This window comes from Bacillus cereus group sp. MG20, assembly GCF_040459885.1.
Classification (GTDB): domain Bacteria; phylum Bacillota; class Bacilli; order Bacillales; family Bacillaceae_G; genus Bacillus_A; species Bacillus_A cereus.
In genome coordinates this window covers 2,668,705-2,694,874 of sequence record NZ_JARVHF010000001.1, presented here as the reverse complement: position 1 = coordinate 2,694,874, position 26,170 = coordinate 2,668,705, and the positions used below count along the sequence as shown (strand labels likewise).

The window sequence follows — 26,170 nt, the reverse complement described above, 5'->3', positions numbered from 1 at the left end:
AGCCTTTAGAGCGTGTTTTCAAACTGCTCCTTTCTTGTTTTCAGGAAAGGGGCAGTTTTTTATTTTGTATAAAAGAAAGGAGAATGAGAGATGGGAGAATCATGGGGAAAAGGAACGATTTGTGTGCAAGGTGGCTATACGCCAAAGAATGGTGAACCACGTGTTTTACCACTTTATCAAAGCACAACTTATAAATACGATACTTCGGATGATTTAGCAGCTCTATTTAACTTAGAGGCAGAAGGATATATTTATACGCGTATTGGAAACCCTACTCTAGCCGCATTTGAGCAGAAGTTATCAGATTTAGAAGGCGGTGTAGGAGCTGTTGCAACGGCTTCTGGGCAAGCAGCTATTATGCTCGCAGTTTTAAATATTTGTAGTAGTGGGGATCATTTACTTTGCTCTTCAACTGTTTACGGGGGAACGTTTAATTTATTTGGGGTGAGTTTACGTAAGCTTGGCATTGATGTTACGTTCTTTAATCCAAATTTAACGGCAGATGAAATTACGGCACTTGCTAACGATAAGACGAAACTTATCTATGCAGAATCATTAGGAAATCCAGCGATGAATGTTTTAAATTTCAAAGAATTTTCAGCTGCCGCTAAAGAATTAGAGGTACCTTTTATCGTTGATAATACATTAGCAACTCCTTATTTATGCCAAGCGTTTGAATATGGGGCAAATATTATTGTTCATTCTACGACTAAATATATCGATGGGCATGCGAGCTCTTTAGGCGGTATTGTAATTGACGGTGGAAACTTTGATTGGACAAATGGAAAATATCCTGAGCTTGTTGAACCAGATCCAAGTTATCACGGTGTAAGTTACGTTCAAAACTTTGGTGCAGCAGCATATATTGTGAAAGCACGTGTTCAACTATTAAGAGATTATGGAAATTGTATGAGCCCATTCAATGCATATATTAGCAATATTGGCTTAGAGACTTTGCATTTACGAATGGAGCGTCATAGCGAAAATGCTCTGGCAGTTGCTAAGTGGCTTGCTAATCATGAACGTATTGAATGGGTGAATTATCCGGGATTAGATAGTAATGAAAATTACTCGTTAGCACAAAAGTATTTGAAAAAAGGTGCTAGTGGGGTTTTAACATTTGGTATTAAAGGGGGATTAGAAGCAGCAAAAGAATTTATCGCAAATGTAAAACTAGCAACACTTGTAACGCACGTAGCTGATGCACGAACTTGCGTTATACATCCCGCTAGTACGACGCATAGACAATTAAATGCTGAAGATCAGCGTTTAGCTGGTGTTACATCTGATTTAATTCGTTTATCGGTTGGTATAGAAGATGTTTCTGATATTATTGCAGATTTGGAAGCAGCTCTAGTTGGAGGCAAAACACATGCCGATCATAATTGATAAAGATTTACCGGCTCGCAAAGTGTTGCAAAAAGAAAATATTTTTGTAATGACGAAGGAGCGAGCAGAAACACAAGATATACGCGCTTTGAAAATTGCTATATTAAATTTAATGCCAACGAAGCAAGACACAGAAGCACAATTACTTCGCTTAATTGGAAACACACCGTTGCAATTAGATGTTCATTTACTTCATATGAAATCACATCTGTCTCGTAATGTAGCGCAGGACCATTTAACGAGCTTTTATAAAACGTTTCGTGATATTGAAAATGAAAAATTTGATGGGCTCATTATTACAGGAGCACCAGTTGAAACTCTTTCTTTTGAAGAAGTAGATTATTGGGAAGAGCTTAAACGTATTATGGAGTATTCAAAAACGAATGTAACATCTACGCTCCATATTTGCTGGGGGGCACAGGCTGGTTTGTACTATCATTATGGTGTTCCAAAGTATCCCCTTAAGGAAAAAATGTTCGGTGTATTTGAACATGAGGTTTGCGAGCAACATGTGAAATTGTTACAAGGATTTGATGAATTGTTTTTTGCTCCGCATTCTCGTCATACAGAAGTACGAGAGAATGATATTAGAGAAGTGAAAGAATTAACATTGTTAGCAAACTCTGAAGAAGCAGGTGTTCACCTTGTTATTGGGCCAGAAGGAAGGCAAGTTTTTGCCCTTGGACATAGCGAATATAGTTGTGAGACGTTAAAACAAGAATACGAACGAGATCGTGACAAGGGATTAAATATTGATGTGCCAAAAAACTATTTTAAACATAATAATCCAGATGAAAAGCCGCTTGTTAGGTGGAGGAGTCATGGTAATTTATTGTTTTCTAATTGGTTGAATTATTACGTGTATCAAGAAACCCCTTATATATTGTAAAGAAAGATTGTGTAACACGTGGCAACGTTTTCCTTGTAAAGATTAACTTATATTTTTCCGAATGTTCAAAATACATTATTTTTCAGATTTTTTACTCATATAATTTCATCTAAACACAATTTTTGAGGGGTGGACAGTACTATGAAAGAAATTCAAGTTGGGTTATTAGGTCTTGGGACAGTTGGCAGTGGTGTGGTTCGTATTATTACAGATCATCAAGAACGACTCATACACCAAGTAGGTTGTCCAGTTAAGGTAACGAAAGTATTAGTGCAAAACATTGAGAAAGAGAGAGAGGTAGAGGTACCTTCTAATCTATTAACACAAGATGCAAATGAAATTTTAGATAATCCAAATATTGATGTTGTCATCGAGGTGATGGGTGGCATTGATGATGCAAAATCATATATTTTACAAGCTTTAAAAAGCGGAAAGCATGTTGTAACTGCAAATAAAGACTTAATGGCATTACATGGAGCTGAATTATTAGCGACAGCAAAAGATAATAAGGCTGATTTATTCTATGAGGCGAGTGTGGCAGGAGGAATTCCAATTTTACGCAGTATCGTAGAAGGACTTTCTTCAGATCTTATTACGAAAGTAATGGGAATTGTAAATGGAACGACAAATTTTATTTTGACGAAAATGTCAGACGAAGGGAGAGCATATAACGACGTGTTAAAAGAAGCCCAACAACTTGGATTTGCAGAAGCAGATCCAACATCAGACGTAGAAGGTTTAGATGCAGCAAGAAAAATGACGATTTTAGCTACTCTCGGTTTCTCTACAAATGTAGAGCTTGGAGATGTGAAAGTAAAAGGGATTACCTCTATTACAGAGGAAGATATTGAATACAGTAAGAGCTTAGGTTATACAATTAAATTAATCGGTCTTGCAAAACGAGATGGTGAAAAATTGGAGGTTACAGTTGAACCAACTTTACTTCCAAATACACATCCTCTTGCGGCAGTACAAAATGAATATAACGCTGTGTATGTGTACGGTGAAGCAGTTGGAGAAACGATGTTTTATGGACCAGGCGCAGGAAGTTTACCGACAGCGACAGCTGTTGTTTCGGATTTAGTTGCTGTAATGCAAAATATTAGATTAGGGGTAACAGGAAATAGTGCTGTAGTCCCACAATATCAAAAAGTATTAAAAGAGCCAGACGAAATTGTCGTGAAAAAGTTTTTAAGACTTCATGTAAAAGACGAAATTGGTGTATTTGCAAAAATTACTTCATTGTTCTCTGAGCGTGGCGTTAGCTTTGAAAAGATTATTCAAATGCCGCTTGAAGAGAAAGGAAAGGCTGAAATTGTAATTGTAACGCATCGTGCGTCTCTTGCTGATTATGATTATATTCTACATACGTTGCAAGGGTATGAAGAAATCGATTGTTTGAAAGCGAACTATCGAATTGAAGGGGATGCTAAGTAGTATCTCTTACCATAAAACAGAAAGAGCCTATTAAGCAGCTTGCTTAATAGGCTCTTTTCTATTTAAAATCTGCGTACCAACTTGAATAAATGCTTGGATAATCCAGCCTGTTGTAAAGGATAAGATGATTGTTCCAAAATAGATAGGTCCATCTAATAAAAAGCTTAACGTTAAAAATAAAAAGGCTAATGAAATCTCTGTTCTTCTAAACGTCCATTTTTTCTTTTCAGCAACCGTTAAAACGAAAGCTTCTTGAGGCGCTGCGCAAAGGTTTGTAGAGACGTAAAGACCAATTCCAGCTCCAACGAATAGATTTCCGCAAATAAGTGTTATATATTTTGGAAGAGAGCGGATAGCATCCATAATAGTTGTAATGGAACCAATCCAATCAACAAAAAGAGAAATAAGAACCATCGTTACAATTGTACCGATTGTAATTTGTTTTTTATTCCAAAAGAGTACGATAAGTGTAAAGGCAAAGTTAATCATGAAAATCCAAAAACCAATGCTTATCCCAAAATTTTGATATAGTGCAATAAAGAAGGAATCATAAGGACTAAGTCCAAAGGAAGTAATTGTTGTCATCATATTAATACCGATGGCAAGAATGAGTAAACCGCCAATGAAAAATATATATTCTAATTTGAATCGAAGCATAGTTGTATATCCTTTCTAAATGTATTTGCTAGGAAAGGATATATTGTGGAAAGCTTACCAGGTCAAGGGAGAATTTTTGTGAGAAGGGGAAAATGAGATGACAAATATAAGAAAGATTGCTGAACTTGCTGGAGTATCTGTTTCAACTGTTTCACGTGTACTAAATAATCATCCGTACGTAAATGAACAGAAACGAAAAGAAATTTTAGCAATTATAGAAGAATTAAATTACACGCAAAACGTGAATGCAATTCATTTAGTGAAAGGAAAAACGAATGTAATTGGCGTTTTATTGCCACACGTAAATGATCAATATTATAGTGCTATTATCGAGGGGATATCAAAAGAAACAGCAAAGAATAATTATAATATGATGCTTTGCCAGACAAATTATAGCGAAGAAAGAGAACTAGAAATTTTAAATATGTTAAAAATGAAAAAGCTTGATGGGGTTATTATTTGTTCTCGGACAAATAGTAAGGAGAAGCTTGAAGAATATACGAAATTCGGCCCGATTGTTATGTGTGAAGAAATAGATTCGAAGTATATTTCAAGTGTCCATATCGATTACTACAAAGTATTTTCACGTGGGATGAAAAGCTTAATAGATGCCGGTCATACACGTATTGGATATTGTATTGGAAGAAGTAATAGCGTTAATAGCCAAAGACGAAAGAAGGCGTACGAAGATTCGCTTCAACAGAGTATCGTAACATCGTTAGAGACCTGGAAATTTGAGGGATGTTTTACAGTGGAAGATGGACGCAATGTAATTAGAGAATGGGCTCATATGTCAGTAAAACCGACGGCGTTCCTTGTATCTTGTAACCATATTGCAGCGGGGATGGTTACAGAAGCAAAAAAACAAGGATTTCGTATTCCAGAGGATATTACGATTATCGGGTGTGATGATCAAGAGGTGGCAGATATATTGGGTATAACGACGATTTCGCATTCTAGTAAAAACGTTGGAGTGAAAGCGTTTGAATTATTATATGAAAAGATTAATGAAGAGAAATTAGATGTGAAGCATATAGAGTTATTACCAGAGTTAGTAGATAGAGAAACGACATAATTGAGAAGGTGTGAAAATCGCTTTTCAAAATTTCGTTTGGTATAATTATGGACAATCTATGAGGGCTAAAAGGGGTTTTGATATGAGATCAAAAGTAGTAAAAGTAATTCTACTCATTACAATTGCATCTTTCTGTTTATTTGCATATGGCTTTGTTTCAGGTGTAAATGATGTATTAAATCCGAAAGCTTCAAATTTAATTAAAAAGACCGATGTAGTGGCAAAAGAGAAAAAGAAAACGGGAACGTTACAAATCGTTAGTTTAGGTGATTCATTAACGCGTGGCGTTGGTGATAAAGAAGGAATTGGCTATGTTGGGCGAATGAAAGAGGATTTACAAAAAGATTATAAGCAAAAAATTGCATTAACAAATTTAGCAGTTAGTGGTGCAAAAATGCCCGATTTATTAAAACAAATTGAGAGTAGTGGCGCTCAATATTCAATTAAGCAAGCAGATGTAATCGTGTTAACGATTGGCGGGAATGATTTGTTCCCAGGCTGGGAATCGCTCGGGAAAATAGATTTAGAGACGTATCGTCCTGATACAGAAACGTTTCAAAATGAAGCAAAGAAAATTATAGAAGAAATTCGTAAATTAAATGCAAATAGTCCGATTTTTTGGCTTGGTTTATACAATCCTTTTGAAGATGTAGAAGATTTAAAAGGGTCTTCAAACATTGTTGTGGACTGGAATGCATCTTTAGAGAAGTTAGCGCTAAACGATAAAAATGTGTATATTACACCGACATTTGATTTATTCCAAAACCGCGGGAAAGATTTATTATACTCTGATCATTTTCATCCGAATGAAGTAGGTTATACGTATATGGCAGAACGTTTAGTTCAAAATGTTGTAAGTAAATTAAAACTAGAACAAGGAGGGGTAAAATGACGACGATACTTTCCGTACGAGACTTGAAGAAGGTAATTGGAAACAAGACTCTTGTAGAGAATATTTCCTTTGATGTAAAGCAAGGAGAAGTGTTCGGGTTCCTAGGACCAAACGGTGCTGGAAAGACGACTACCATTCGAATGTTAGTCGGATTGATTAAGGCGACAGAAGGTAAGATTTCTATCGGTGGTTATTCGATTAAGGAAAATTTCAGAGAAGCGATGCGTCAAATTGGGAGTATCGTTGAAAACCCAGAGTTGTATACATATTTAACAGGATGGGAAAATTTAAAGCAATTTGCTCGTATGTTAGGTGATATATCAGATGAACGTATTATTGAAATTGCTGAAATGGTTCATTTAGATGAAAGAATTCATGACAAGGTAAAAACGTACTCACTTGGTATGAAACAACGCCTTGGAATTGCACAGGCGCTCCTTGGGAATCCTAAATTGCTTATATTAGATGAGCCAACGAATGGTTTAGATCCAGCAGGGATTAGAGAACTTAGGGAATTTATACATAAGCTTGTGAAAGAAGAAAATATGAGCGTGTTTATTTCAAGTCACTTGCTAAGTGAAGTGCAAATGATATGCGATCGCGTTGCTATTATTCATAAAGGAAAGATGATAACAGTTGCCAAGGTTGAAGAATTAATTAAAACAGCAAGTGATCGTGTAGAATGGATTGTTACACCAATTTCTAAGGCGAAAGATATGCTAGAAGCGACCGAGGAAATAAGAGAAGTGAGTGTAAAAGGCGAGCGATTACTATGCCGCATGGATATTGCATCTATAAGTAGTTGGAATAAAAAATTTGTAGAAAATGAAATAGATGTACATAGCGTTAAGGAGCTTGTATTTACGCTAGAAGATTTATTTATTGAACTCACAAGGGGTGAGCAGCATGCGTGAATTTGCGAATCTAGTTTTAAATGAATCAGAAAAGATTTACCGTAAGAAACGTATTTTTGTTGTCATGCTTATTTTAGCAATCTTGATCCCGCTTTTTGTGTACGCGCAGTATCGTGAAATAGAAACGACACAAAAAAGACTCGGTACAACTGATTGGAAGGTTTCATTGCAACAGCAAATTGTTGATTCTCAGAACCGGTTGAACAATTCTAGGTTGCCAGAAGAATGGCGTGATTGGTTAAAGGTAAGAGTTGAGCAACAACAATATTATTTAGATCATGATATTAACCCGATGGCACCGGGTGCACCGACTTTTGTCAGAGCATTTATTGAACAAGGAATTACATTGTTTATTCCGCTTCTCGTAATGATTGTCGCTATTGATATCGTTTCAGGAGAACGAAGTGATGGGACAATGAAGATGTTACTTACGCGGCCGATTCGGCGCTGGAAAATACTCCTTAGTAAATACGTGACGATGTTATTTTTCATTTCGCTCATACTGTTTCTTGTAGGTTTGTTTGCTTACATATTATCAGGGCTTGTATTTGGATACTCGGGATGGAATTTACCTGTTTTAACAGGATTCGTCATTGATAAGGAAACGTTAAATACGAACTTTGTGCATCTGATTCCGCAGTGGCAATACATCTTAATGGCGTATGGACTAGCCTGGTTTGTTGCTATCGTTGTCGGAACTATATCATTTATGGTCTCTGTTTTAATTCGTAATACACCAGCTGGTATGGGCGTTATGCTAGCTGCATTAATTGCAGGCGGTATCTTAAGCTCGTTCGCAACATCTTGGGAAGGTGCGAAATATATTTTTAGCGTGAATTTATCATTAACGGATTATTTATCAGGAAAATTACCTGCATTACAAGGCTTATCAATGGGATTTTCTTTGATGAATTTAACTGTTTGGGCAGTTGTTTCCCTTATTATTTCGTTCTTAGTATTTACAAAACAGGATATGTTGAATTAATTAGACAGGAAGTGACAGTATGGAAAATGTTTTAAAGAATGATTGGGGACCATTATTGGCACCAGAATTTGAGAAAGAGTATTATCGTACTCTATCCAGTTTTTTGACAGAAGAGTACAGCACGCATGTTGTTTATCCGAAGGTAGAAGATATTTTTAAAGCTCTTCAGTATACAAGTTATGAAAATACAAAGGTTGTTATTTTAGGACAAGATCCATATCATGGACCGAATCAAGCGCATGGTTTAAGTTTTTCTGTACAACCTGATGTTAAAACACCACCATCATTGTTAAATATGTATAAAGAACTTCGAGATGAATATGGTTATGAAATCCCGAATAACGGTTATTTAGTAAAATGGGCGGAACAAGGAGTATTACTACTAAATACCGTATTAACAGTTCGTCAAGGCGAAGCAAATTCTCATAAGGGAAAAGGATGGGAGCACTTCACAGATCGTGTGATTGAACTGTTGAACGAACGTGCAAAGCCAGTTGTTTTCATATTGTGGGGGCGCCATGCGCAGGCGAAGAAGAAGTTAATTACGAATCCGAATCATCATATTATCGAATCTGTACATCCAAGCCCATTATCGGCAAGACGTGGTTTCTTTGGTAGTAAGCCATACTCTAAAGTAAATACGATTTTAGCTAATATGGGAGAAAGAGAAATTGATTGGGAAATTCCAAATTTATAAATAGAAAAGGTAGTTAACAGTCGTTAACTACCTTTTTATTATTGTTGTTCGTTCTTTAATTTTGCATCTAGTACAAAAGTACCAAATGGGATAACTGATGAAACGAATGCTCCAAGTGCCCATAAAATTGATTTACGGTGTACGATTGTTACTTGAATTACTGCAAAGATGAATAGAATAAACAGAACACCATGAGCCATGCCTGTAATTTTAACAGCTGTTGCAAATCCTGCGAAATATTTCAATGGCATTGCTACAAATAATAGTAATAGGAAAGAAATACCCTCAACTAGTCCAATTGCTCTTAATCGTCCGATTGGTGTAGATAACATAAAGTAGCCTCCTTTAACGTATGCTTGTATATAGTAAATTTGTATTCTTTTTCAAAATAAAATAGTCTATTTTGTTTCATTATATACAAAAAGAAAGTTTACACTACGAGAATAGTGCAAAGTTCAAAATATAGTCACAAAAGCATGAGAATTTAAATAAAAACCTATTTGAAGTATTTGACTTCAAATAGGTTTTGTGAATGAAAATATTAAACAAGTACATCCGTTTTTAAAACGAATTTCTCTACAACTTTTGCCACACCATCATTCATATTTGTATCTGTTACATAGTTTGCAATTTCTTTAATATCATCAGGTGCATTGCCCATTGCAACACCAAGACCAGCAAATTCAATCATTGCTTGGTCGTTATAGCTATCGCCCATTGCGATAACTTCTTCACGCTTAATGCCAAGCTTTTGAATCAGTTTGTTTAAGCTCGTTCCTTTTGTAACACCGGCTTCAGTAAATTCTAAGAAGAATGGTTTCGAACGCATCACGCTTAATTGGCCTTCTAGTTGTTGTTGAAGTTTCTTTTCAACTTCAACAAGGCGTTCAGCTTCTTTATTCATTAATACTTTTACTACAGGCTCTTTAACTGCGGCTTTAAAGTCATCTACTACAACAATTGGCATACCAGTAATATCGCCCTCAATTTCAGTATAAGGATTATTTTCTTCCGTTACGATACCATCGCCCATATAAGTATGAATCCATACATCTTCAGTTTTACTAATTTCAAATAGGTTGTGAACGATTTCAGGAGATAGTGTACTACTAAAGATTTCTTCGTTTGTTTTACAGTTAATAATTTTTGCGCCATTAAAAGATAGAATGAAACTGCCGTATTCTTCTAAGCGAAGTTCTTTGGCTACATTGCGCATACCAAACGTTGGACGTCCAGAAGCAAGTACAACCTTTACCCCTTGCTCTTGTGCAGTCATTAACGCTTCTTTCGTACGAGGTGAAATAGTATGGTCATCACGTAATAAAGTATCATCTAAATCTAAAACAATCATTTTATAAGTCATATAGAAAATTCCTTTCTTTAATTGAAATCAAAATACATGTTCATGAAGATGTTGAGGAATAATAGTAAGACATCAAACCTCTTTGAAAAGAAGTAGATAAATCATTATGAGTGTGTTGCTCATAATATCGGTTAATAATCATTGGGGATGGATAAAACCCCAATGATTCAAGTTTGATTTTATCGTAACAACTCTAAAGGTAGAGTGCAATAATGGAAGTTTTCCAATTTACGATATTTGTTTTGCTGTGGAACGAGAAAATAGTATTTCTAGCAAAATGGCCATTACAGATCCAAGAACGAGACCGTTACTTAAAAACGATGCTAGAAATGGTGGAAGTGTGGAATATGCTCCTGCTGGAACAAACATAACTCCGACTCCTGTGAAGATTGAAAGACCGGCTACTTTAAATAATTGTTCTTTATCCTGGACAGTTTCGTATTCTCGAAAGGCGAGGCCAATCATGCTTGCGAATACAGGATAAATAGCGGCATAACCAACTGCAACAGGGATCGCTGCAAAGAATGAAGTAATCTTTGGGAATATACTAACGACAATAATAAAGCTTGACCCTAATATAAAAGGGAGACGTTTATAAATATTAGTCGTTGCAATAAAACCTGCTGATCCAGAAATAGCGACAGGTCCAATAGCTGAAAACAGGCCGCCTAGCAATTGGTTGATTCCTGTTATAATGCCGGCTTGTTTAAAACGATCTGATGCAGCATTTTCTTCATATTTAGAGACAACCTTTTGTACAACGCGAATACTTGCTAACATATTTGTTAGAAGTAAGAGTGTAACAAATATGACCGTAATTACCATGTTCCATTCAACACGAGGCATGCCGAAAACAAATAAGGACGGAAAACGAATTATGTCTGTCACTGGTGTTATTGGATTAGATAATCCAAAGCATGCGAATAATATCCAGCCGCATATGATACTGAAAAGAACGGAATATTGTCCAATAATAGGTAGCTTCATGATGAAAAAGGATAGTAAAATAACAATGAGTGAAAGAATAAATACGTTAGGTTGTACTTCTGTATGTTCTCCATCAAGGCCAAACATTCCCTTTAAGAAGGATCCACTGAGTTGCGCGACAAGAAGAAATAAATACGTTCCAATGACTGTCGGTGTAAAATAGCGAACGAGTTTATCAATAAGTCCAAAAACGCTAAGAATAATACAAATAATACCGCTTAATAAGAAAGCATATTGAAGAACTTTAAGTGTCTCATTGCTTGATCCAAATAATACGACGCCTAAACTTGCGTAAAGGGAGAAAATTCCCCACCAAAGGCCAGCAGGACCTTCTTGAATAGGAAGTTTATGCCCAAATATAGCTTGCAAGAGACCAGCAAAGCCTAGAACAAATAATGTTCTTTGTACGAATGCAATGGCTTCAGCGCCATCAAGACCATAACTAGTTGCGACACTAATTGGTACAATAAGGCTTCCAGCTAAAATAAATAGTGCCCATTGTAAGGCGGAAAGAAATGTCTTCATTATATCAACCTCTTTCATAGATTCCGTATCTAGTATATACGTATTTTATTTCCACTGGCAAAGATTGTAGATAGAGAAAAGAGTTGAAACACGGTATGAATGCACGTAAGCAATTATGGATAGCAGTTATATGTATGACTTTTGTTGTAATTCTAGGAACGATAGGATTTATGATAATTGAAGAGATTAGTTTGTTTCAAGCATTTTGGATGACGATGATTACTGTATTGACTGTTGGATACGGAGATGCCGTTCCTGTAACGCAAGCAGGGAAAGTATTTTCGCTCCTTATTATTCCTGTTGGTGTAGGTATTGTTACGTATGCAATTGGGGTAGTGGCAGCTATGATTATTGAAGGGAATTTATTTCATGCAGTACGGAGGAAGAAGATGGATAAACAAATAGCGCAGTTGAAAAATCATATTATAGTATGTGGTTGCGGTAGAGTGGGGCTTCAAGTTGTACATGAATTGCAAGAAAAGAACATTCCATTTGTCGTTGTTGATAAAGATGAAAGTATATTGGAGCAGGAAAAGCTTTTATTTGTACATGGAGATGCAACGGAAGATCAAGTATTACATAATGCCGGAATTTTAAAAGCAGCTGGTTTAGTTGCTATTGTTGCAAATGATGCCGAAAATGTATTTATTACATTAACAGCAAGAGGATTAAACGATACGATTAAAATTGTGGCGAGATCTGAAAAGCCAGAAACTGAAGAGAAATTAAGGCGTGCTGGTGCAAATAAGGTTATTAATCCATCTAGTATGGCAGGTATTCATATAGCAAAAGGTATTGCAAATCCATTAACCGTTCATTATATTGATACAGTGTTGTATGGAGTAGAACAGTCATTTGTCATTGAAGAAATTCTAGTTGGCAAAGATTCAATACTAGTCGGTAAATCGTTACTAGAGAGTAATGTAAGGAATCAGTTTGATGTAACGATATTAGCGATTTCAAGGAATGGTAATATTATACATAATCCAACAGGGCAGGAAAAACTACAAGAACATGATATGATAATAGTATTTGGTTCAGTAGAGAAACTGGGACAATTTGAGAAAGAATTACAAAGTACGAGGTGATAAGGAATGCAAATATCTAGTGACAAGATTTTAAATAAAATGGCGAATGAAATTGCGAAGGCAAAAAGTAGCGAAGGACAAAAGTCAAAAGAACATTTATTAGTTGTGCGTGCTTTATGCGATTTACTATTAGATGAACAGGTTGAATCTTCTACGTATAGGGAGCCGCAAATTCAATCGCAAGTAATTGGATCACAGCCTATAACAACAGTTCAACCAGTTATACCAGTTTCTGGAGAACCTGTGTATATAAAAGAAGAAGGTGCAAATGGTAATTCTTTATTTGATTTTTAAGAATTAAATCGTTTGGCTTATATGAAAAAATTGCTTATGATAAAGGTAAAAAAGGGGAATTAAGATGAAAATTTTCTTTTTACTAGGTTGTATTGCAGCGGGGCTATCTGTTGCGTTAGGGGCCTTTGGAGCACACGGTTTAGAAAATAAAATTTCTGCGAAAATGTTAGAAGTTTGGAAAACAGGCGTTACATATCAGATGTTTCATGCAGGTGGATTATTCGTAGTTGCTTTATTGATGGATAAGGTTCAATCATCACTTTTAACTACTGCTGGTTGGCTAATGGTAGCTGGGATTATTATGTTCTCAGGTAGTTTGTATGCATTAAGTACGACAGGCATTAAGTTCTTTGGCCCAATTACACCTCTTGGTGGTGTAGCGTTTATTGTGGCGTGGATTCTAGTAGGGACTGCAGTTGTAAAAGGATTATAAAAAACAAAAGCTGGCATTTGCCAGCTTTTTTTATGGTCTTGGAGTATAAGTTGCTTGTTGACTAGGTAAATACGTAATTTCTTCTGGAAATTCTACGTAATCTAAGTAGATCATTAATAGTAAATAGCGTTTTCCTGATTGCGGTTCACTAATAACGATATGGTCACGGCCAGCTGCTTCAATAATACCTGTATAAGATTGTGTACCAAGGGAACTGCCACGTTCATAAGTCATTACAACTGTAGCTTGCTTACCTTTGTTTAAACGAAGGATATTTTCAATATAGGATTGCTCTAGAGGTAACATGCCTTGAGAAATTGCATATTGAGCTTGCGCAGCTTGAGCTGTTTGTTGTTGCATTGCTTGCTGTTGTTGTTGAGTCATTTGTTGTGGTTGGACATAAGTTCCAGATGGTTGATAAAAACCTGTTCCATAGTACGGATTTTGTTGCTGTGCCATTCAAAAATCCCTCCTCATTTTCATCTCTTAATATACGCTAGGACAGTCTTCACCAGATGGTTGGAAGAAGCAGTGCTTTTTGAAGCGACCAGAGTTTTGTTGGTTATACCAAGTTGGTGGACAAGGACCTTCAGGTCTAAAGAACCATAAGGCAAAGTTAGCGGGCCAAAAACGTTGTCCTTGAATAGTTCGCCTTGCTAAGGCGATATCTTGTTCACGGGCTCTTTGATAAAAATATCCTTTTTGTGTTGCCTCAAAACCACCAGGATTTTGATACACCATTTGACGTAAATTACGAATACTTTTAAAGTCTAAACAATTTCCGCGGACACGATTTACCCCAACGTTTCCGACCATTAACATTCCTTGTTGCCCTTCTCCTTCGGCTTCAGCACGCATCAGTCTAGCTAACAACTTTACATCTGCTTCGTTATAAGCAATAACACCCATTATGTGTCACCTCTCTTTTTGTAATACCTTTTGGAAAGAGGTTTATTTCTAGATGAAGTGTGGAACAATTACTAGTTCATACGTATGAGAAAAAGGACTCAGATATGACAACCAAACGAAGTTTTACATTGAGAGAGGAAAATAAAAAAAGCTAGCGTGAGCTAGCTTTTCATCATTAAAATACTTTAGACCATAAGTTTGAGAAGAAATCTCCAATAGAGCGCATTGTTAGCACAAACCAATTTGCTTTTTCAACTTCCTCTGTTGTTTTTGCAGTAACTTTCATACTTTTACTACCGTCTAAGAAACCATATTTATCAGTTGATTCTAAAGTAATTGAGCCTACTTTAGCATCTTTCTTAACAGGAGCAACTAAATGTCCATCTTCAGCAAGAGATTTATCTAATTCAGTCCCAATTTTATAAGGATCTTTGCTACCTTTTTTCGCAATTACTGTTATTTCTTTTTCAGGTGTAACCGTTACTTGATCTTCTTTCCCTTTTACTACAGAGATTGTGTTATTTTTATCAACCTTGAGCTTTTGTTTTTCGAAGTTATTAAATCCATATTCGATTAATTCACGAGATTCTGTGAAGCGCTCGTCCATTGATTTCGTTTTAATAATAACCGAGATAAGACGTAAATCACCGCGTTTCGCAGTAATAGTAAATCCATATCCAGCTGTATCAGAACTTCCTGTTTTTAAACCATCAGTACCTTCATAAGCGAAGGCAGCTCCTGGTAACATCCAGTTCCAGTTTTCCATACGAATTGGTTTTGGATGATTGTCTGGGAAGTTTCTAAATCTTTGTTTTGTATCCTCTAGCATTTCTGGATACTTTGTAATCATTACTTTTGAAAGTATACCCATATCGCGAGCTGACATAGAGTTTTCTGCATTTGGATCAGTACCCTCGGGATGTTTCCCTTTTAAGTCAGCGTTATTTAAACCAGTAGCGTTTACAAATTTATATTTCTTTAACCCTAGTTTTTTTGCATGTTCATTTGCAAGATTTAAGAAGTTTTTCTCACTTCCTGCAAGTAGCTCTGCTAAAGCAATACTAGACCCGTTTGCAGAGAAGATAACAATAGAATGATATAATTCTTTTACAGTATATTGACGTCCTTTCTCAAATGGTACGTTAGAGAATTCATTATTACGTGAGACTTCATAAGCGTAATCGGAAATATTTACTTTCGTATCCCAAGTAATTTTCCCTTCTTTAATTGCTTCTAAAACAGCGTAAACAACAATTAATTTTGACATACTAGCAATAGCTAGCAGTTCGTCTGGGTTTTGTTCATGCAGTATTTTCCCTGTATCTGCATCAAATAGAAGTGCAGCAGCAGCTTCTATTTGTATTTTTTCTTCCGCATGGGATGTTGTTACTCCTAAGGAAGAAATTGACAATAGAAGTGCTAGTAAAATAGACAAGATTTTCTTCATATAAATTATCACCTTCGCATCGTTATTAGCATATAGCTCGTACCATTTTAGCATGAATTTGGATATAGAAAAGTTACAATTTTGTAAGGAATTTGTCGGTTTTTGTTCGAATTTGCGGGAAAAAGGAGTTTTTTAAGGAGAAATATAGAGGGAAATAAAAAAAGGAACGAATTTCGTCCCTTTTTCAATATTATATGTGTAAAAATTTCTCTACTTTTTCGTCTGGTAAGATGTTTCCAACGAAGAATGTTCCGAATTCACCATAACGAGCACTTACTTCATCAAATCGCATTTCATATATAAGTTTCTTAAATTGAAGAACATCGTCAGCGAATAATGTTACGCCCCACTCGAAATCATCGAATCCAACAGATCCTGAAATAACTTGGCGTACTTTCCCTGCGTATTGGCGACCAATCTTACTATGACTGTACATCATTTTTTTACGCTCTTCCATAGGAAGCATGTACCAGTTGTCATCACCTTGGCGACGCTTATCCATTGGATAGAAGCAAATATGATTTGCTTTCGGTAATTCAGGATATAAGCGAGCTAAAATTTGTGGATTTTGATATGGATCCTCATCAGCTGGAAGGTAGTTGCTTAGTTCAACAACAGATACGTAAGAATATGCAGGAACCATATATTCAGCTAATGTTGTTTTATTCAATTCTGTCTCAATTTCATTTAACTCTTCCATTGTTGGACGTAAAATCATAAGCATAATATCAGCTTTTTGACCAACAACTGTATACATTGCGTGACTACCTTTTTTCGCAGTAGCTACTTCGTTCCATTTTTCAACGACATTTAAAAATTCAGACACTGCTTGTCCGCGTTCGTCGCTAGATAACGTTTTCCATGCAGCCCAATCAATAGAACGTAAATCATGTAAACAATACCAGCCATCTAACGTTGTTGTTGCTTCACTCATTCTATTCACCTCAGTTAATGATAGTTTTACACGTTAACTATAGCATATATAGTTTTAAAATCATCTATATAAAACCTTGGCGCATAAAATTGTCACATTTAAGTGTTTAAGCGAGGTGAATTTAACGGCTGAATTTTATGAAAATATAATCATTTTTATTTTATCTATTTTTTGGGAGCTATAAGTTTAAAATATAGAAGAAAAGCAGTATTCTTAAAGATAGAGTTTTTTAACATATGTAGGAGGGTTTATTCGTGAGCAACTTATTTACAACAGTAAAAGAAAAAGTTCAAGGAAAAGGCATTTCTATCGTACTTCCTGAAGGAACTGATGAAAGAATTTTAGGCGCTGCAGAGCGTTTAGCAAAAGAAGAGTTAGTAAAACCAATCTTAGTTGGTAATAAGGAAGAAATTAGCGCAAAAGCTGCTAGCATGAATTTAACATTAGCAGGCGTTGATATTTACGACCCAGCTACATACGAAGAAATGGATGCAATGGTAGCATCTTTCGTTGAACGCCGTAAAGGTAAAGCAACTGAAGAAGACGCTCGCAAAATCCTTAAAGACGAAAACTACTTCGGTACAATGCTTGTATACATGGGCAAAGCACACGGTTTAGTAAGTGGTGCAGCTCACTCTACAGCTGATACAGTTCGTCCGGCACTTCAAATTATTAAAACAAAACCAGGCGTTACAAAAACTTCTGGCGTATTCATCATGGTACGTGAAGAAGAGAAATATGTATTCGCTGATTGCGCAATTAACATTGCACCAAACAGCCAAGATTTAGCTGAAATCGGTATCGAAAGTGCGAAAACTGCTGAGTTATTCGGCATTGATCCACGTGTTGCTATGTTAAGCTTCTCTACAAAAGGTTCTGCGAAATCTCCAGAAACAGAAAAAGTTGTAGAAGCAACTCGCATTGCAAAAGAAATGGCTCCTGAGTTAACTTTAGATGGAGAATTCCAATTCGATGCTGCATTCGTACCATCTGTAGCTGAGAAAAAAGCTCCAGGTTCTACAATTAAAGGTGATGCTAACGTATTCGTATTCCCAAGCTTAGAAGCTGGTAATATCGGCTACAAAATCGCTCAACGTTTAGGTAACTTCGAAGCAGTAGGACCAATCTTACAAGGTTTAAACATGCCTGTAAATGACCTGTCTCGTGGATGTAACGAAGAAGAAGTGTACAAGTTAGCTTTAATTACAGCAGCTCAAGCACTTTAATTCTAAAATGAATTAGTATGGAAAATGACCACCCTTAGGGTGGTCATTTTTATTTTTCTAAGCCAAGTGCTTTATTATTACGATCAATAATACGTTGTAAATTCGTCTCATATAAAGGAATCTCATCTATTGTTAATTGAGATGGTGTTAACTTTGGAGCGAATTGCTGCAATGTTTTTAAAAGACGCATCATTAAATCTTGTACTGTAATGGTTTCGCCAAGTAATTCTGAGAGTGAGGCCATCGTACTTGGTACAATTTCAGGGTACGTAAAGCGTGTTTCTTTTCCTTGAATTGCTAGGTTGTAGAAATCACGAACGAGTGCGGCACGCTCAGAGCCACTTCCGGTAGCACAGAGATAAATTTGGACAGCGACACCGCCGCGAATACGACGTTGTGAAATACCAGCGAATTTTTGATCGCGAATACTTAAGTCATAACTACCAGGACAGTAAGAGCCAACAATTTCTTTTGCCTCGATAGTAACGTTGTAATCCTTTAACATCTCCTTAATTAAATGCCACATCGTATCGTATCCAAGATCAATATCGATACCTTTTTCTGTTTCTTGGAATAAAAGTGATACGTTTAAAACACCTTCATCAAGCACGACTGCAAGCCCGCCAGAATTACGAACAATAACATTGAAGTTGTGTTGTTTTAAAAAAGAAATCCCTTCTTCTAAATGCGGAAGGCGTGAATCTTGAATGCCAAGGACAATTGTATTGTGATGAACCCAAGAACGCATTGTTGCGGCTGACTTGCCATTTCCAATGCTTGTGCATAATGTGTCATCCATTGCGAATGACTGAAGTGCGTGGAATGTTGGTCCCAAACTAGACTGATCTACAATGCGCCACTCTGGCTGAGATAAAATGGAACGGGAATTGCTCATATAACTAACCCCTTATCTTTAAAATGACAATCTCTATTATAGCAAAAAATGAAGAATGGAGTTTTCTCACATATAAAGGGGGAGCTTAAAGGTGAAATAATAAAAAGGATGCATTACATGCATCCTTTTTATTCTGCAATTTTTTCTAAATTACCGTTTCGGTCCATTCGGAAAGATGTTTGAGAACGTTCTTCGTCATCCATGACTGCCAATTTACGAGCTCGGTTCATAATGTTCATAAGTGTTTCGTAATCTTCTTGTACAGTATGAGATTGCTTTTCTAACTTTTCTAGTTTCTTTTCTAGTTCCTCATTCCGAAGGATTTGTGCTTTAATTTCTTGTTTCAATCTCGTATTCTCGTTTTCAAGAGCTGTCACTTTTATATTTGAAGATCCGACTGTTTGTAAAAAATAAATAACATCTTGCATTGTCATAGAGCTTCTTGCAGCAGGAGCAGTAGATTCTTGATATGGAATAGCTTCTTTATATTGTACGATTGATTCCTCTTGTACTAATTCTTCATAATCAGTTATCGAATCTGAAGCTGGTGGTGTATAAAGTAAACGTTTTTTCGCTTGTTCACCGCTTGCAGCACGCATTTTATCTTTACGATGTTTTTTTGCTAGTTGAAGAGCTTGTTCATAGCTATAGCGAACGACAGCATTCCAGCGGAAACCACAAGCAGCAGATGTACGATTTAACTGATCTCCTACTTCCTCAAATGCATTTAATTGCGTACTTCCTTCTCGAACATGACGAAGTACCGTTTCAGCAAGTAATAAATCATCCTCATCTGTCCAAGCATCTTGTCTTACTTTCATAGATTCAACTCCCTTTCTTTTTATGAACTTCCTATTTTTATAATGGGCAAAAAAATAAACTTTTATACAAAGCTTTTAAAAATATGGTAGATTTCGATGAAAGGTAAAAATTTTCCCATGAATGGTGAGCGCTTCTGTAGGAGAGCATATAAATATGTAGCATTATGTAGAGAATAGGCTTTGTAGGGAAACTTGCAACGAGCTTCAAAGAGCGGTAAAATACCATTTAGTGTTTATTTTTAAACGAACTTGAGAAAAGTTTAAAATAGAGGAAGTGTTATATAATGGGAAACGAATTTCGCGTGTGCGATGACTGTCAGGCAACGAACGTTAAAACGTTAGTTCCGAAGTTAAAAAAAGTAGATTCATGTGCAACGATTGAAGTTGGATGTCAGTCTTACTGTGGTCCTGGTCGTAAAAAATCATTCGCATTTGTAAATAACCGTCCAGTTGCGGCTCCAACAGAAGATGAGTTAATCGTAAAAATTGAAGCAAAGTTAAATAAGTAAGAAAAAGAAGAGTGAAAAGATTACTCTTCTTTTTTTATGCCCATAAGAGGAAAGATTTATTCTGCGAAAGTACTCTTGTGTGGACGAACGTTTTCTAAAGGATGGATATAACTTTTGTATTAAAGTTCCAATTTATATAAATTTATATTTCAAAATAATGGTTGACAGTCTTTTAAAGCGATAGGTAGAATAGAAGTGTCTGATTCTGAGAATCATTATCAGGAAAATAACAATTCACCTAATTTTTTTATTACTATTTGAGAATAAATTTCATTTTAATAAATATATGTTGTTGGTTAGGATGGTTGAGGGATGGAAGCGAGCGCAAGCAGTATAGAACAGCAAGAAGAGAATGTTAAAGAGATTAAGAGCAGACCGCTCATCGCTTCTATTATTTTAGTAGCGGGTACAGTTTTGTTAGCTTTAAGCATGGCAGTTTCTATTTCTTTTGGGGCTGCAGATATTAGTTTAAAGACTGTATGGCAAGCTGTATTTCAGTTTGATGGATCTATTACACATCATAACGTAATTCAAGAGCTTCGCATGCCTAGAGCAATAGGGGGCGTAGTTGCAGGTGCCTTTTTAGCGGTATCAGGAGCAATTATGCAAGGCATGACGCGAAATCCACTTGCTTCACCATCGTTAATGGGAATTACAGATGGGGCTGTATTTGGAATTGCAATTATGTATGCATTTTTCCCTAATTCACCTTATTTAATGTTTGTTATCGCATCTTTTATTGGAGCTGCGTTTGGTGCAAGCATTGTATATGGAATTGGGTCTTCTTCACCAGGTGGATTAACACCTGTGAAATTAGCTTTAGCAGGTGCAGCTATTAGTGCTTTATTAGGGGCAATTTCATCTGGAATCGCATTGTATTTTAATCTTGCCCAAGAGGTGAGCATGTGGAATGCAGGCGGAGTTGCTGGAGTGAAATGGCAAAGTATTAATATGTTAGTGCCAATTGGCCTTGTTTGTCTTTTTATCGCAATTATGATGTCGAGATATATTACAATTTTGAGCTTCGGTGAAGAAATTGCAATTGGACTTGGTCAAAATACGACATTAATTAAATTTATCGGAACAGTACTTGTTCTTGTTTTAACGGGTTCCGCAGTTTCCATGGCAGGATCAGTAGGGTTTGTTGGTCTTGTAATCCCGCATATGACTCGTTTCCTTGTAGGCTCGGACTATAGATGGGTTATTCCATGTTCTGCGGTCTTAGGCGGGCTGTTAATTGAATGTGCAGATATGTTATCTCGCGTTATTAACCCGCCATTTGAAACGCCAATTGGAGCAATTACAGCGCTAATTGGGGTTCCATTCTTCCTCTACTTAGCACGTAATGAAGGGAGAGGAAAGATGTGAGGACGAGTGTCTTAACAAAAAAGAACATTTCTATATTAACGATTTTAGTAGGACTAATCGTTTCTATATTTCTTATTAGTTTAAATACAGGAACTTTTAAAATACCCCCAATGGACGTATTAAAGTCATTGGTTGGACTAGGGGCTGAAGATCAGTCTGTTATTTTATTTGAATTCCGTATGCCGCGTATGGTAATTGCTATACTAGTCGGATCTGCTTTAGCTATGTCAGGTGCGATTTTGCAAGGTTTATCACGAAATCCACTTGCTGATCCAGGTATTATAGGGATTAATGCTGGAGCGGGATTAACAGTTGTTATATTCGTCTACTTCTTCTTCGGGAAAGTAGGGACTGGTACATTTTTATCTGTATTCATTCTTCCATTTTTCGCACTAGTTGGAGCGATATTAGCAGCGGTAATTATTTATTTATTAGCATGGAAAGACGGCGTTTCATCGACTCGATTAATACTAGTCGGTATTGCCGTTGCAGCTGGATTTGGAGCTGTTAGTTTAATTTTCTCTATGAAGATGACATCTAACGATTTTCGTTTTGCTACGATTTGGCTGGCGGGAAGTCTATGGGGTACAGATTGGAAATTCGTATTAAGTGTACTTCCATGGATGGTTATTTTCTTACCGCTTGCTATAAGTAAAGCACACATATTAAATGTAATGAACCTAGGCGATTCTACAGCAGTTGGCCTTGGTGTAAATGTAGAAAAAGAAAGACGTAAATTATTATTTATTGCAGTTTGTTTAGCGGGTGCATCTGTTGCTGTTGCCGGTGGAATTGGCTTTATCGGTTTAATGGCCCCGCATTTAGCAAGGCGCCTTGTTGGTGGCAAACATCAAATCATGTTGCCCACAGCTGCGCTAATAGGAACGTTTTTACTTTTATTCGCAGACGTAATTTCAAGAAGTGTACTAACAACTTCAGAAATACCAGTCGGTCTTGTTATTTCTGTAATTGGTGCACCGTATTTCATTTATTTACTTATGAGGACAAAATAAAGGGAGGCTTTTCGTATGGCAACTTTAGCGGTTGATGCGGTATCTGTTGGCTATAATGAAGGTTTAATTATTGATGGATTAACAGTTGAAATTCCGGAAGGGAAAATTACAACAATTATTGGGCCAAATGGTTGTGGGAAGTCCACATTATTAAAAACGGCGTCTCGTATTTTGAAGGCAAAACAAGGTACTGTTTATCTTGACGGAAAAGCAATTGAGAAACAGCCAACGAAAGAAATTGCAAAGAAAATGGCGATTTTACCACAAACTGCAGAAGTACCAACGGGTCTTACTGTATTTGAGCTTGTGTCATACGGAAGATTCCCTCATCAAAAAGGGTTTGGCACGTTGAAAGAAGAGGATTATCGCTACATTAACTGGGCACTTGAAGTGACAGGAATGAAAGAATTTGCGAATCGTCCAGCAGAAGCGCTATCTGGTGGTCAACGTCAACGTGTTTGGATTGCAATGGCTCTTGCACAAGGAACAGAATTACTTGTATTGGATGAACCAACAACGTACTTAGATATGGCTCATCAATTAGAAGTATTAAACTTATTGAAAAAGTTAAATGAAGAAGAAGGTAGAACGATTGTTATGGTTATCCATGACTTGAACCACGCTTCTCGTTTCTCAGATCATATGATTGCATTAAAAGCAGGTAAGTTAATGAAACAAGGAACGCCAGATGAAGTTATGACAAGTGAAACACTTCGTAACGTATTTGAGATTGAAGCTCAAATCGTTCCATGTCCAGTAAACTGTAAGCCAATTTGCTTAACATATGATTTAGCGATGATTAGTAATCAATTGCGTAAAAAAGCATAAGTAGAACCCCCTCGTGAAGAGGGGGGACTTCTAATGGACGTTGAGCTTCTTATATAAGAATGGGAAGTTGAACGCCCGTTAGAATGGGGTATTAACAACAATTAATAAAAATATATTGATTAATTGTTATCTTCGTTTCTTATAGTTCATTGCAACTTATAAGATAAATACAGCTAGAAGGAGTGGGAACATGAAGAATTTTAAAATGGCACTATTAGCAATGGTATTAGTTGTGACTTCTGTACTATTTGCTGCTTGTTCTAACAAAGAAGAAGAAAAGAAAGCAGATGCAAAGACTGAAGAGCGCACTGTAAAACATGCAAAAGGGGAAATTAAAATTCCTGCAAACCCAAAGAAAATTGCTGACCTTAGTGGTTCAACAGAAGAATTATTAATTTTCGGTATGAAACCGGTTATTACTGCTAATACATCTCAAGAAAAAATTGATGCACACATTGAAAAGAAACTAAAAGACGTTAAACCAGTTGGTTCTGCTTGGGGCGATAAAATTAACATCGAAGCAGTAGCTGCTGCAAAACCAGATTTAATTCTTGTAAATAATCGTCAAGAAAAGATTTATGATCAATTATCTAAAATTGCACCAACAGTTATGTTAAACACTCCATTAGATCAATGGCGTCCAAAATTCGAAGAAGTAGGTCAAATCTTCGGTAAAGAAAAAGAAACAAAAGAATGGTTCAAAAAGTATGATGAAAAAGCAAGCAAATTACATGACAAAATCGTCGCTAAAACTGGTGAAGCAACATTCATGAAAATGGCTGCGTATCCAAATGCTTTCCGCGTATACGGTGACTATGGTTACGGTAGCGTAATCTTTAATGATTTAAAACTACCAGCAGTTAAAGGTACACCAACTGATAAACCACTAGTACAAGTACAAAAAGAAGCTTTAATCGATTACAACCCAGATTACTTATTCGTATTTACAACTGGTGACGGTTCTCAGCGCTTAAAAGAATTCCAAGAAGAATCAATTTGGAAAAACATGAACGCTGTTAAAAACAACCACGTATTCACAATTAAAAATGAAGACTTAAACAAAGGTTACTTCCCATTAGGGAAAGATATGATCTTAGACGAAGTTGCTGAATTCGTTTTAGGTAAATAATGTATAAAGGAAATCACTTTTACTTCGGTAAAGGTGATTTTTTCTTTTTATAAAGGTAATTAATACAGTCTTTCATTTCTTTCTGTTTCTCATTTCGTTTATAATATAAAGTAAGAATGTAGTAAAGAAAGGGGGATGTCGGAAAGTGGTATATTTAAACGACAAACTCAGCGAAACAAAAGTGTTTAAAGACCCAGTACATAAATATGTGCACGTGCGTGATCGTGTTATTTGGGATTTAATCGGAACGAAAGAATTTCAACGCTTGCGCCGTATTAAGCAGCTTGGAACGACATTTTTTACATTTCACGGTGCAGAGCATAGTCGCTTTACTCATTCGTTAGGTGTATACGAAATTATTCGTCGTATGATTGATGATGTGTTTGATGGCAGACCAAATTGGAATGCTGAAGATAGATTGTTATGTTTATGTGCGGCATTACTTCATGATGTCGGTCACGGCCCATTTTCTCACTCGTTTGAAAAAGTATTTTCATTAGATCATGAGAAATTTACGCAAAAGATTATTGTTGGCAATACGGAGATTAATGATGTATTAAGTCGTGTTGATAAGGAGTTTCCACAAAAGGTAGCAGATGTAATTGCAAAAACGTCTACTAATAAATTAGCAATTAGTATGATTTCGAGCCAAATTGATGCGGATCGTATGGATTATTTATTAAGAGATGCTTATTTTACAGGCGTAAAGTATGGAAACTTCGATATGGAACGTATACTGCGTGTAATGCGCCCGTATGGGGATCAAGTAGTCATTAAAAATAGTGGTATGCATGCTGTTGAGCATTACATTATGAGTCGTTATCAAATGTATTGGCAAGTATATTTCCACCCGGTAACGCGAAGTGCAGAAGTTATTTTAACGAAGATTTTACACCGTGCTAAATCACTGCACGAGAAGTATTATACATTTAAAAATCATCCTGTTCATTTCTATTCTTTATTTGAAGAAGAAGTAACAGTAGAGGATTATTTAAAGTTAGACGAGAACGTTATGTATTACTACTTCCAAGTATGGCAGGAAGAAGAAGATCCAATTTTAAGCGATTTATGCCGCCGTTTTATGAATCGAAATCTATTTAAATATGTAGAGTTTACAGATAAACACGGTTTAGATAATTGGATGGAATTAAGTAGTTTATTTAAAAAGATTGGACTTGATCCGGAGTATTATTTAGTAGTTGATTCAACATCAGACTTACCGTATGACTTTTATCGTGCAGGAGAAGAAGAAGAGCGTTTGCCAATCCTACTTCTTATGCCAAACGGAGAGCTTAGAGAGCTTTCACGTGAATCGGATATTGTTGAGGCGATTACAGGTAAGAAAAGAACGGACCAAAAGCTATTCTATCCACATGATTTAATCTATGAAGATGGAAGAAAAGGAAAATATAAAGAGAGAATTATTGAGTTGTTAGAAGGAAAGAAATAAGAAGCAGCTAGTGGCT

At 36.2% G+C, this 26,170-nt stretch carries 28 protein-coding genes; 18 read left to right on the top strand and 10 right to left on the bottom strand.

Annotated elements, in window-relative coordinates:
• The first annotated feature begins 90 nt into the window (after positions 1-90).
• The 3 genes from QCI81_RS13845 to QCI81_RS13835 all read left to right on the top strand — a co-directional run bounded on the left by QCI81_RS13845 (position 91) and on the right by QCI81_RS13835 (position 3,715).
• Positions 91-1,389, top strand: a complete 1,299-nt coding sequence (locus tag QCI81_RS13845) for a bifunctional O-acetylhomoserine aminocarboxypropyltransferase/cysteine synthase (RefSeq protein ID WP_000504786.1) — start codon at positions 91-93, stop codon at positions 1,387-1,389.
• Positions 1,373-2,278 carry a homoserine O-acetyltransferase MetA gene (gene metA / locus QCI81_RS13840; protein WP_353810816.1) on the top strand — a complete coding sequence of 302 codons (906 nt, stop codon included), beginning with the start codon at positions 1,373-1,375 and terminating at the stop codon, positions 2,276-2,278. The genes QCI81_RS13845 and metA overlap by 17 nt, the downstream gene beginning before the upstream one ends.
• 141 nt (positions 2,279-2,419) lie before the next feature.
• Entirely contained in the window at positions 2,420-3,715 is a 1,296-nt protein-coding gene (locus tag QCI81_RS13835; RefSeq protein ID WP_053563285.1) for a homoserine dehydrogenase, read from the top strand.
• A 30-nt stretch (positions 3,716-3,745) separates the two neighbouring features.
• Here the strand turns inward: QCI81_RS13835 and QCI81_RS13830 are convergent, their stop codons facing one another.
• On the bottom strand, positions 3,746-4,372 hold the full coding sequence (locus QCI81_RS13830; RefSeq protein ID WP_000943411.1) for a YczE/YyaS/YitT family protein: 627 nt from the start codon (positions 4,370-4,372) through the stop codon (positions 3,746-3,748).
• A 97-nt stretch (positions 4,373-4,469) separates the two neighbouring features.
• Here QCI81_RS13830 and QCI81_RS13825 point away from each other — a divergent pair, with 97 nt between their 5' ends.
• From QCI81_RS13825 to QCI81_RS13805, 5 genes are read left to right on the top strand one after another with little or no spacing between them, the layout of a single operon-like run.
• A complete protein-coding gene (locus QCI81_RS13825) occupies positions 4,470-5,447 on the top strand; it encodes a LacI family DNA-binding transcriptional regulator (protein WP_053563286.1) in 978 nt (325 codons plus the stop codon).
• Between the two features lie 10 nt (positions 5,448-5,457).
• Positions 5,458-6,339, top strand: coding sequence for an SGNH/GDSL hydrolase family protein (locus tag QCI81_RS13820; RefSeq protein ID WP_015055217.1), 882 nt, complete (start codon positions 5,458-5,460; stop codon positions 6,337-6,339).
• Positions 6,336-7,253: an ABC transporter ATP-binding protein gene (locus QCI81_RS13815; protein ID WP_053563287.1), complete on the top strand. Its 918-nt coding sequence runs from the start codon at positions 6,336-6,338 to the stop codon at positions 7,251-7,253. The genes QCI81_RS13820 and QCI81_RS13815 overlap by 4 nt, the downstream gene beginning before the upstream one ends.
• Entirely contained in the window at positions 7,246-8,238 is a 993-nt protein-coding gene (locus QCI81_RS13810) for an ABC transporter permease subunit (protein ID WP_001206475.1), read from the top strand. The genes QCI81_RS13815 and QCI81_RS13810 overlap by 8 nt, the downstream gene beginning before the upstream one ends.
• A 19-nt stretch (positions 8,239-8,257) precedes the next feature.
• Positions 8,258-8,935, top strand: coding sequence for a uracil-DNA glycosylase (locus tag QCI81_RS13805; RefSeq protein ID WP_053563288.1), 678 nt, complete (start codon positions 8,258-8,260; stop codon positions 8,933-8,935).
• A gap of 38 nt (positions 8,936-8,973) precedes the next feature.
• Here QCI81_RS13805 and QCI81_RS13800 read toward each other — a convergent pair whose 3' ends face one another.
• From QCI81_RS13800 to QCI81_RS13790, 3 genes are all read right to left on the bottom strand, one after another.
• A complete protein-coding gene (locus tag QCI81_RS13800; RefSeq protein ID WP_000953396.1) occupies positions 8,974-9,267 on the bottom strand; it encodes a DUF3817 domain-containing protein in 294 nt (97 codons plus the stop codon).
• 209 nt (positions 9,268-9,476) lie between these two features.
• Positions 9,477-10,298, bottom strand: coding sequence for a Cof-type HAD-IIB family hydrolase (locus tag QCI81_RS13795; protein WP_353810814.1), 822 nt, complete (start codon positions 10,296-10,298; stop codon positions 9,477-9,479).
• A 228-nt stretch (positions 10,299-10,526) separates the two neighbouring features.
• Positions 10,527-11,810, bottom strand: a complete 1,284-nt coding sequence (locus QCI81_RS13790; RefSeq protein WP_142340419.1) for a purine/pyrimidine permease — start codon at positions 11,808-11,810, stop codon at positions 10,527-10,529.
• 95 nt (positions 11,811-11,905) lie between these two features.
• On the opposite strand from QCI81_RS13790, the gene QCI81_RS13785 reads away from it, so the two are divergent.
• The 3 genes from QCI81_RS13785 to QCI81_RS13775 all read left to right on the top strand — a co-directional run bounded on the left by QCI81_RS13785 (position 11,906) and on the right by QCI81_RS13775 (position 13,625).
• Positions 11,906-12,898: a potassium channel family protein gene (locus QCI81_RS13785; protein ID WP_353810813.1), complete on the top strand. Its 993-nt coding sequence runs from the start codon at positions 11,906-11,908 to the stop codon at positions 12,896-12,898.
• Positions 12,899-12,904: 6 nt separating this feature from the next.
• Positions 12,905-13,192 carry a YwdI family protein gene (locus QCI81_RS13780; protein ID WP_001167346.1) on the top strand — a complete coding sequence of 96 codons (288 nt, stop codon included), beginning with the start codon at positions 12,905-12,907 and terminating at the stop codon, positions 13,190-13,192.
• 64 nt (positions 13,193-13,256) lie between these two features.
• A complete protein-coding gene (locus tag QCI81_RS13775) occupies positions 13,257-13,625 on the top strand; it encodes a DUF423 domain-containing protein (RefSeq protein ID WP_000688315.1) in 369 nt (122 codons plus the stop codon).
• A 30-nt stretch (positions 13,626-13,655) separates the two neighbouring features.
• Here the strand turns inward: QCI81_RS13775 and gerQ are convergent, their stop codons facing one another.
• The 4 genes from gerQ to hemQ all read right to left on the bottom strand — a co-directional run bounded on the left by gerQ (position 13,656) and on the right by hemQ (position 16,915).
• Positions 13,656-14,084, bottom strand: coding sequence for a spore coat protein GerQ (gene gerQ, locus QCI81_RS13770; RefSeq protein ID WP_000068652.1), 429 nt, complete (start codon positions 14,082-14,084; stop codon positions 13,656-13,658).
• A gap of 27 nt (positions 14,085-14,111) precedes the next feature.
• The gene (cwlJ, locus tag QCI81_RS13765) at positions 14,112-14,534 is read right to left on the bottom strand and encodes a cell wall hydrolase CwlJ (protein ID WP_000538155.1); all 423 of its coding nucleotides are present in this window, start codon (positions 14,532-14,534) and stop codon (positions 14,112-14,114) included.
• 175 nt (positions 14,535-14,709) lie between these two features.
• Positions 14,710-15,981, bottom strand: a complete 1,272-nt coding sequence (locus QCI81_RS13760) for a serine hydrolase (protein ID WP_053563289.1) — start codon at positions 15,979-15,981, stop codon at positions 14,710-14,712.
• A gap of 190 nt (positions 15,982-16,171) precedes the next feature.
• Positions 16,172-16,915, bottom strand: a complete 744-nt coding sequence (hemQ, locus tag QCI81_RS13755; protein WP_001287595.1) for a hydrogen peroxide-dependent heme synthase — start codon at positions 16,913-16,915, stop codon at positions 16,172-16,174.
• A gap of 254 nt (positions 16,916-17,169) precedes the next feature.
• Here hemQ and pta point away from each other — a divergent pair, with 254 nt between their 5' ends.
• The gene (gene pta / locus QCI81_RS13750) at positions 17,170-18,141 is read left to right on the top strand and encodes a phosphate acetyltransferase (RefSeq protein WP_000067215.1); all 972 of its coding nucleotides are present in this window, start codon (positions 17,170-17,172) and stop codon (positions 18,139-18,141) included.
• A 49-nt stretch (positions 18,142-18,190) separates the two neighbouring features.
• Here the strand turns inward: pta and lipL are convergent, their stop codons facing one another.
• Together lipL and QCI81_RS13740 are read right to left on the bottom strand one after the other, a co-directional pair.
• A complete protein-coding gene (gene lipL / locus QCI81_RS13745; RefSeq protein WP_000071945.1) occupies positions 18,191-19,036 on the bottom strand; it encodes an octanoyl-[GcvH]:protein N-octanoyltransferase in 846 nt (281 codons plus the stop codon).
• Between the two features lie 128 nt (positions 19,037-19,164).
• Positions 19,165-19,857, bottom strand: coding sequence for an RsfA family transcriptional regulator (locus QCI81_RS13740; protein WP_000868358.1), 693 nt, complete (start codon positions 19,855-19,857; stop codon positions 19,165-19,167).
• 284 nt (positions 19,858-20,141) lie between these two features.
• On the opposite strand from QCI81_RS13740, the gene QCI81_RS13735 reads away from it, so the two are divergent.
• The 6 genes from QCI81_RS13735 to QCI81_RS13710 all read left to right on the top strand — a co-directional run bounded on the left by QCI81_RS13735 (position 20,142) and on the right by QCI81_RS13710 (position 26,154).
• The gene (locus tag QCI81_RS13735) at positions 20,142-20,366 is read left to right on the top strand and encodes a YuzB family protein (RefSeq protein ID WP_000526079.1); all 225 of its coding nucleotides are present in this window, start codon (positions 20,142-20,144) and stop codon (positions 20,364-20,366) included.
• A 312-nt stretch (positions 20,367-20,678) separates the two neighbouring features.
• On the top strand, positions 20,679-21,734 hold the full coding sequence (locus QCI81_RS13730; RefSeq protein WP_000388296.1) for a FecCD family ABC transporter permease: 1,056 nt from the start codon (positions 20,679-20,681) through the stop codon (positions 21,732-21,734).
• The gene (locus QCI81_RS13725; RefSeq protein ID WP_001260757.1) at positions 21,731-22,747 is read left to right on the top strand and encodes a FecCD family ABC transporter permease; all 1,017 of its coding nucleotides are present in this window, start codon (positions 21,731-21,733) and stop codon (positions 22,745-22,747) included. The genes QCI81_RS13730 and QCI81_RS13725 overlap by 4 nt, the downstream gene beginning before the upstream one ends.
• A gap of 15 nt (positions 22,748-22,762) precedes the next feature.
• On the top strand, positions 22,763-23,575 hold the full coding sequence (locus QCI81_RS13720; protein ID WP_000212068.1) for an ABC transporter ATP-binding protein: 813 nt from the start codon (positions 22,763-22,765) through the stop codon (positions 23,573-23,575).
• A 190-nt stretch (positions 23,576-23,765) separates the two neighbouring features.
• The gene (locus QCI81_RS13715) at positions 23,766-24,704 is read left to right on the top strand and encodes an ABC transporter substrate-binding protein (protein ID WP_000787724.1); all 939 of its coding nucleotides are present in this window, start codon (positions 23,766-23,768) and stop codon (positions 24,702-24,704) included.
• Between the two features lie 145 nt (positions 24,705-24,849).
• On the top strand, positions 24,850-26,154 hold the full coding sequence (locus QCI81_RS13710; protein ID WP_000262741.1) for an HD domain-containing protein: 1,305 nt from the start codon (positions 24,850-24,852) through the stop codon (positions 26,152-26,154).
• Positions 26,155-26,170 lie beyond the last annotated feature (16 nt).

Coding starts and splice junctions, on each gene's coding strand:
- QCI81_RS13845 (WP_000504786.1), top strand. CDS start 91: ATGGGAGAATCATGGGGAAAAGGAACGATTTGTGTGCAAGGTGGCTAT.
- metA (WP_353810816.1), top strand. CDS start 1,373: ATGCCGATCATAATTGATAAAGATTTACCGGCTCGCAAAGTGTTGCAA.
- QCI81_RS13835 (WP_053563285.1), top strand. CDS start 2,420: ATGAAAGAAATTCAAGTTGGGTTATTAGGTCTTGGGACAGTTGGCAGT.
- QCI81_RS13830 (WP_000943411.1), bottom strand. CDS start 4,372: ATGCTTCGATTCAAATTAGAATATATATTTTTCATTGGCGGTTTACTC.
- QCI81_RS13825 (WP_053563286.1), top strand. CDS start 4,470: ATGACAAATATAAGAAAGATTGCTGAACTTGCTGGAGTATCTGTTTCA.
- QCI81_RS13815 (WP_053563287.1), top strand. CDS start 6,336: ATGACGACGATACTTTCCGTACGAGACTTGAAGAAGGTAATTGGAAAC.
- QCI81_RS13810 (WP_001206475.1), top strand. CDS start 7,246: ATGCGTGAATTTGCGAATCTAGTTTTAAATGAATCAGAAAAGATTTAC.
- QCI81_RS13805 (WP_053563288.1), top strand. CDS start 8,258: ATGGAAAATGTTTTAAAGAATGATTGGGGACCATTATTGGCACCAGAA.
- QCI81_RS13800 (WP_000953396.1), bottom strand. CDS start 9,267: ATGTTATCTACACCAATCGGACGATTAAGAGCAATTGGACTAGTTGAG.
- QCI81_RS13795 (WP_353810814.1), bottom strand. CDS start 10,298: ATGACTTATAAAATGATTGTTTTAGATTTAGATGATACTTTATTACGT.
- QCI81_RS13790 (WP_142340419.1), bottom strand. CDS start 11,810: ATGAAGACATTTCTTTCCGCCTTACAATGGGCACTATTTATTTTAGCT.
- QCI81_RS13785 (WP_353810813.1), top strand. CDS start 11,906: ATGAATGCACGTAAGCAATTATGGATAGCAGTTATATGTATGACTTTT.
- QCI81_RS13780 (WP_001167346.1), top strand. CDS start 12,905: ATGCAAATATCTAGTGACAAGATTTTAAATAAAATGGCGAATGAAATT.
- QCI81_RS13775 (WP_000688315.1), top strand. CDS start 13,257: ATGAAAATTTTCTTTTTACTAGGTTGTATTGCAGCGGGGCTATCTGTT.
- gerQ (WP_000068652.1), bottom strand. CDS start 14,084: ATGGCACAGCAACAAAATCCGTACTATGGAACAGGTTTTTATCAACCA.
- cwlJ (WP_000538155.1), bottom strand. CDS start 14,534: ATGGGTGTTATTGCTTATAACGAAGCAGATGTAAAGTTGTTAGCTAGA.
- QCI81_RS13760 (WP_053563289.1), bottom strand. CDS start 15,981: ATGAAGAAAATCTTGTCTATTTTACTAGCACTTCTATTGTCAATTTCT.
- hemQ (WP_001287595.1), bottom strand. CDS start 16,915: ATGAGTGAAGCAACAACAACGTTAGATGGCTGGTATTGTTTACATGAT.
- lipL (WP_000071945.1), bottom strand. CDS start 19,036: ATGAGCAATTCCCGTTCCATTTTATCTCAGCCAGAGTGGCGCATTGTA.
- QCI81_RS13740 (WP_000868358.1), bottom strand. CDS start 19,857: ATGAAAGTAAGACAAGATGCTTGGACAGATGAGGATGATTTATTACTT.
- QCI81_RS13735 (WP_000526079.1), top strand. CDS start 20,142: ATGGGAAACGAATTTCGCGTGTGCGATGACTGTCAGGCAACGAACGTT.
- QCI81_RS13730 (WP_000388296.1), top strand. CDS start 20,679: ATGGAAGCGAGCGCAAGCAGTATAGAACAGCAAGAAGAGAATGTTAAA.
- QCI81_RS13720 (WP_000212068.1), top strand. CDS start 22,763: ATGGCAACTTTAGCGGTTGATGCGGTATCTGTTGGCTATAATGAAGGT.
- QCI81_RS13715 (WP_000787724.1), top strand. CDS start 23,766: ATGAAGAATTTTAAAATGGCACTATTAGCAATGGTATTAGTTGTGACT.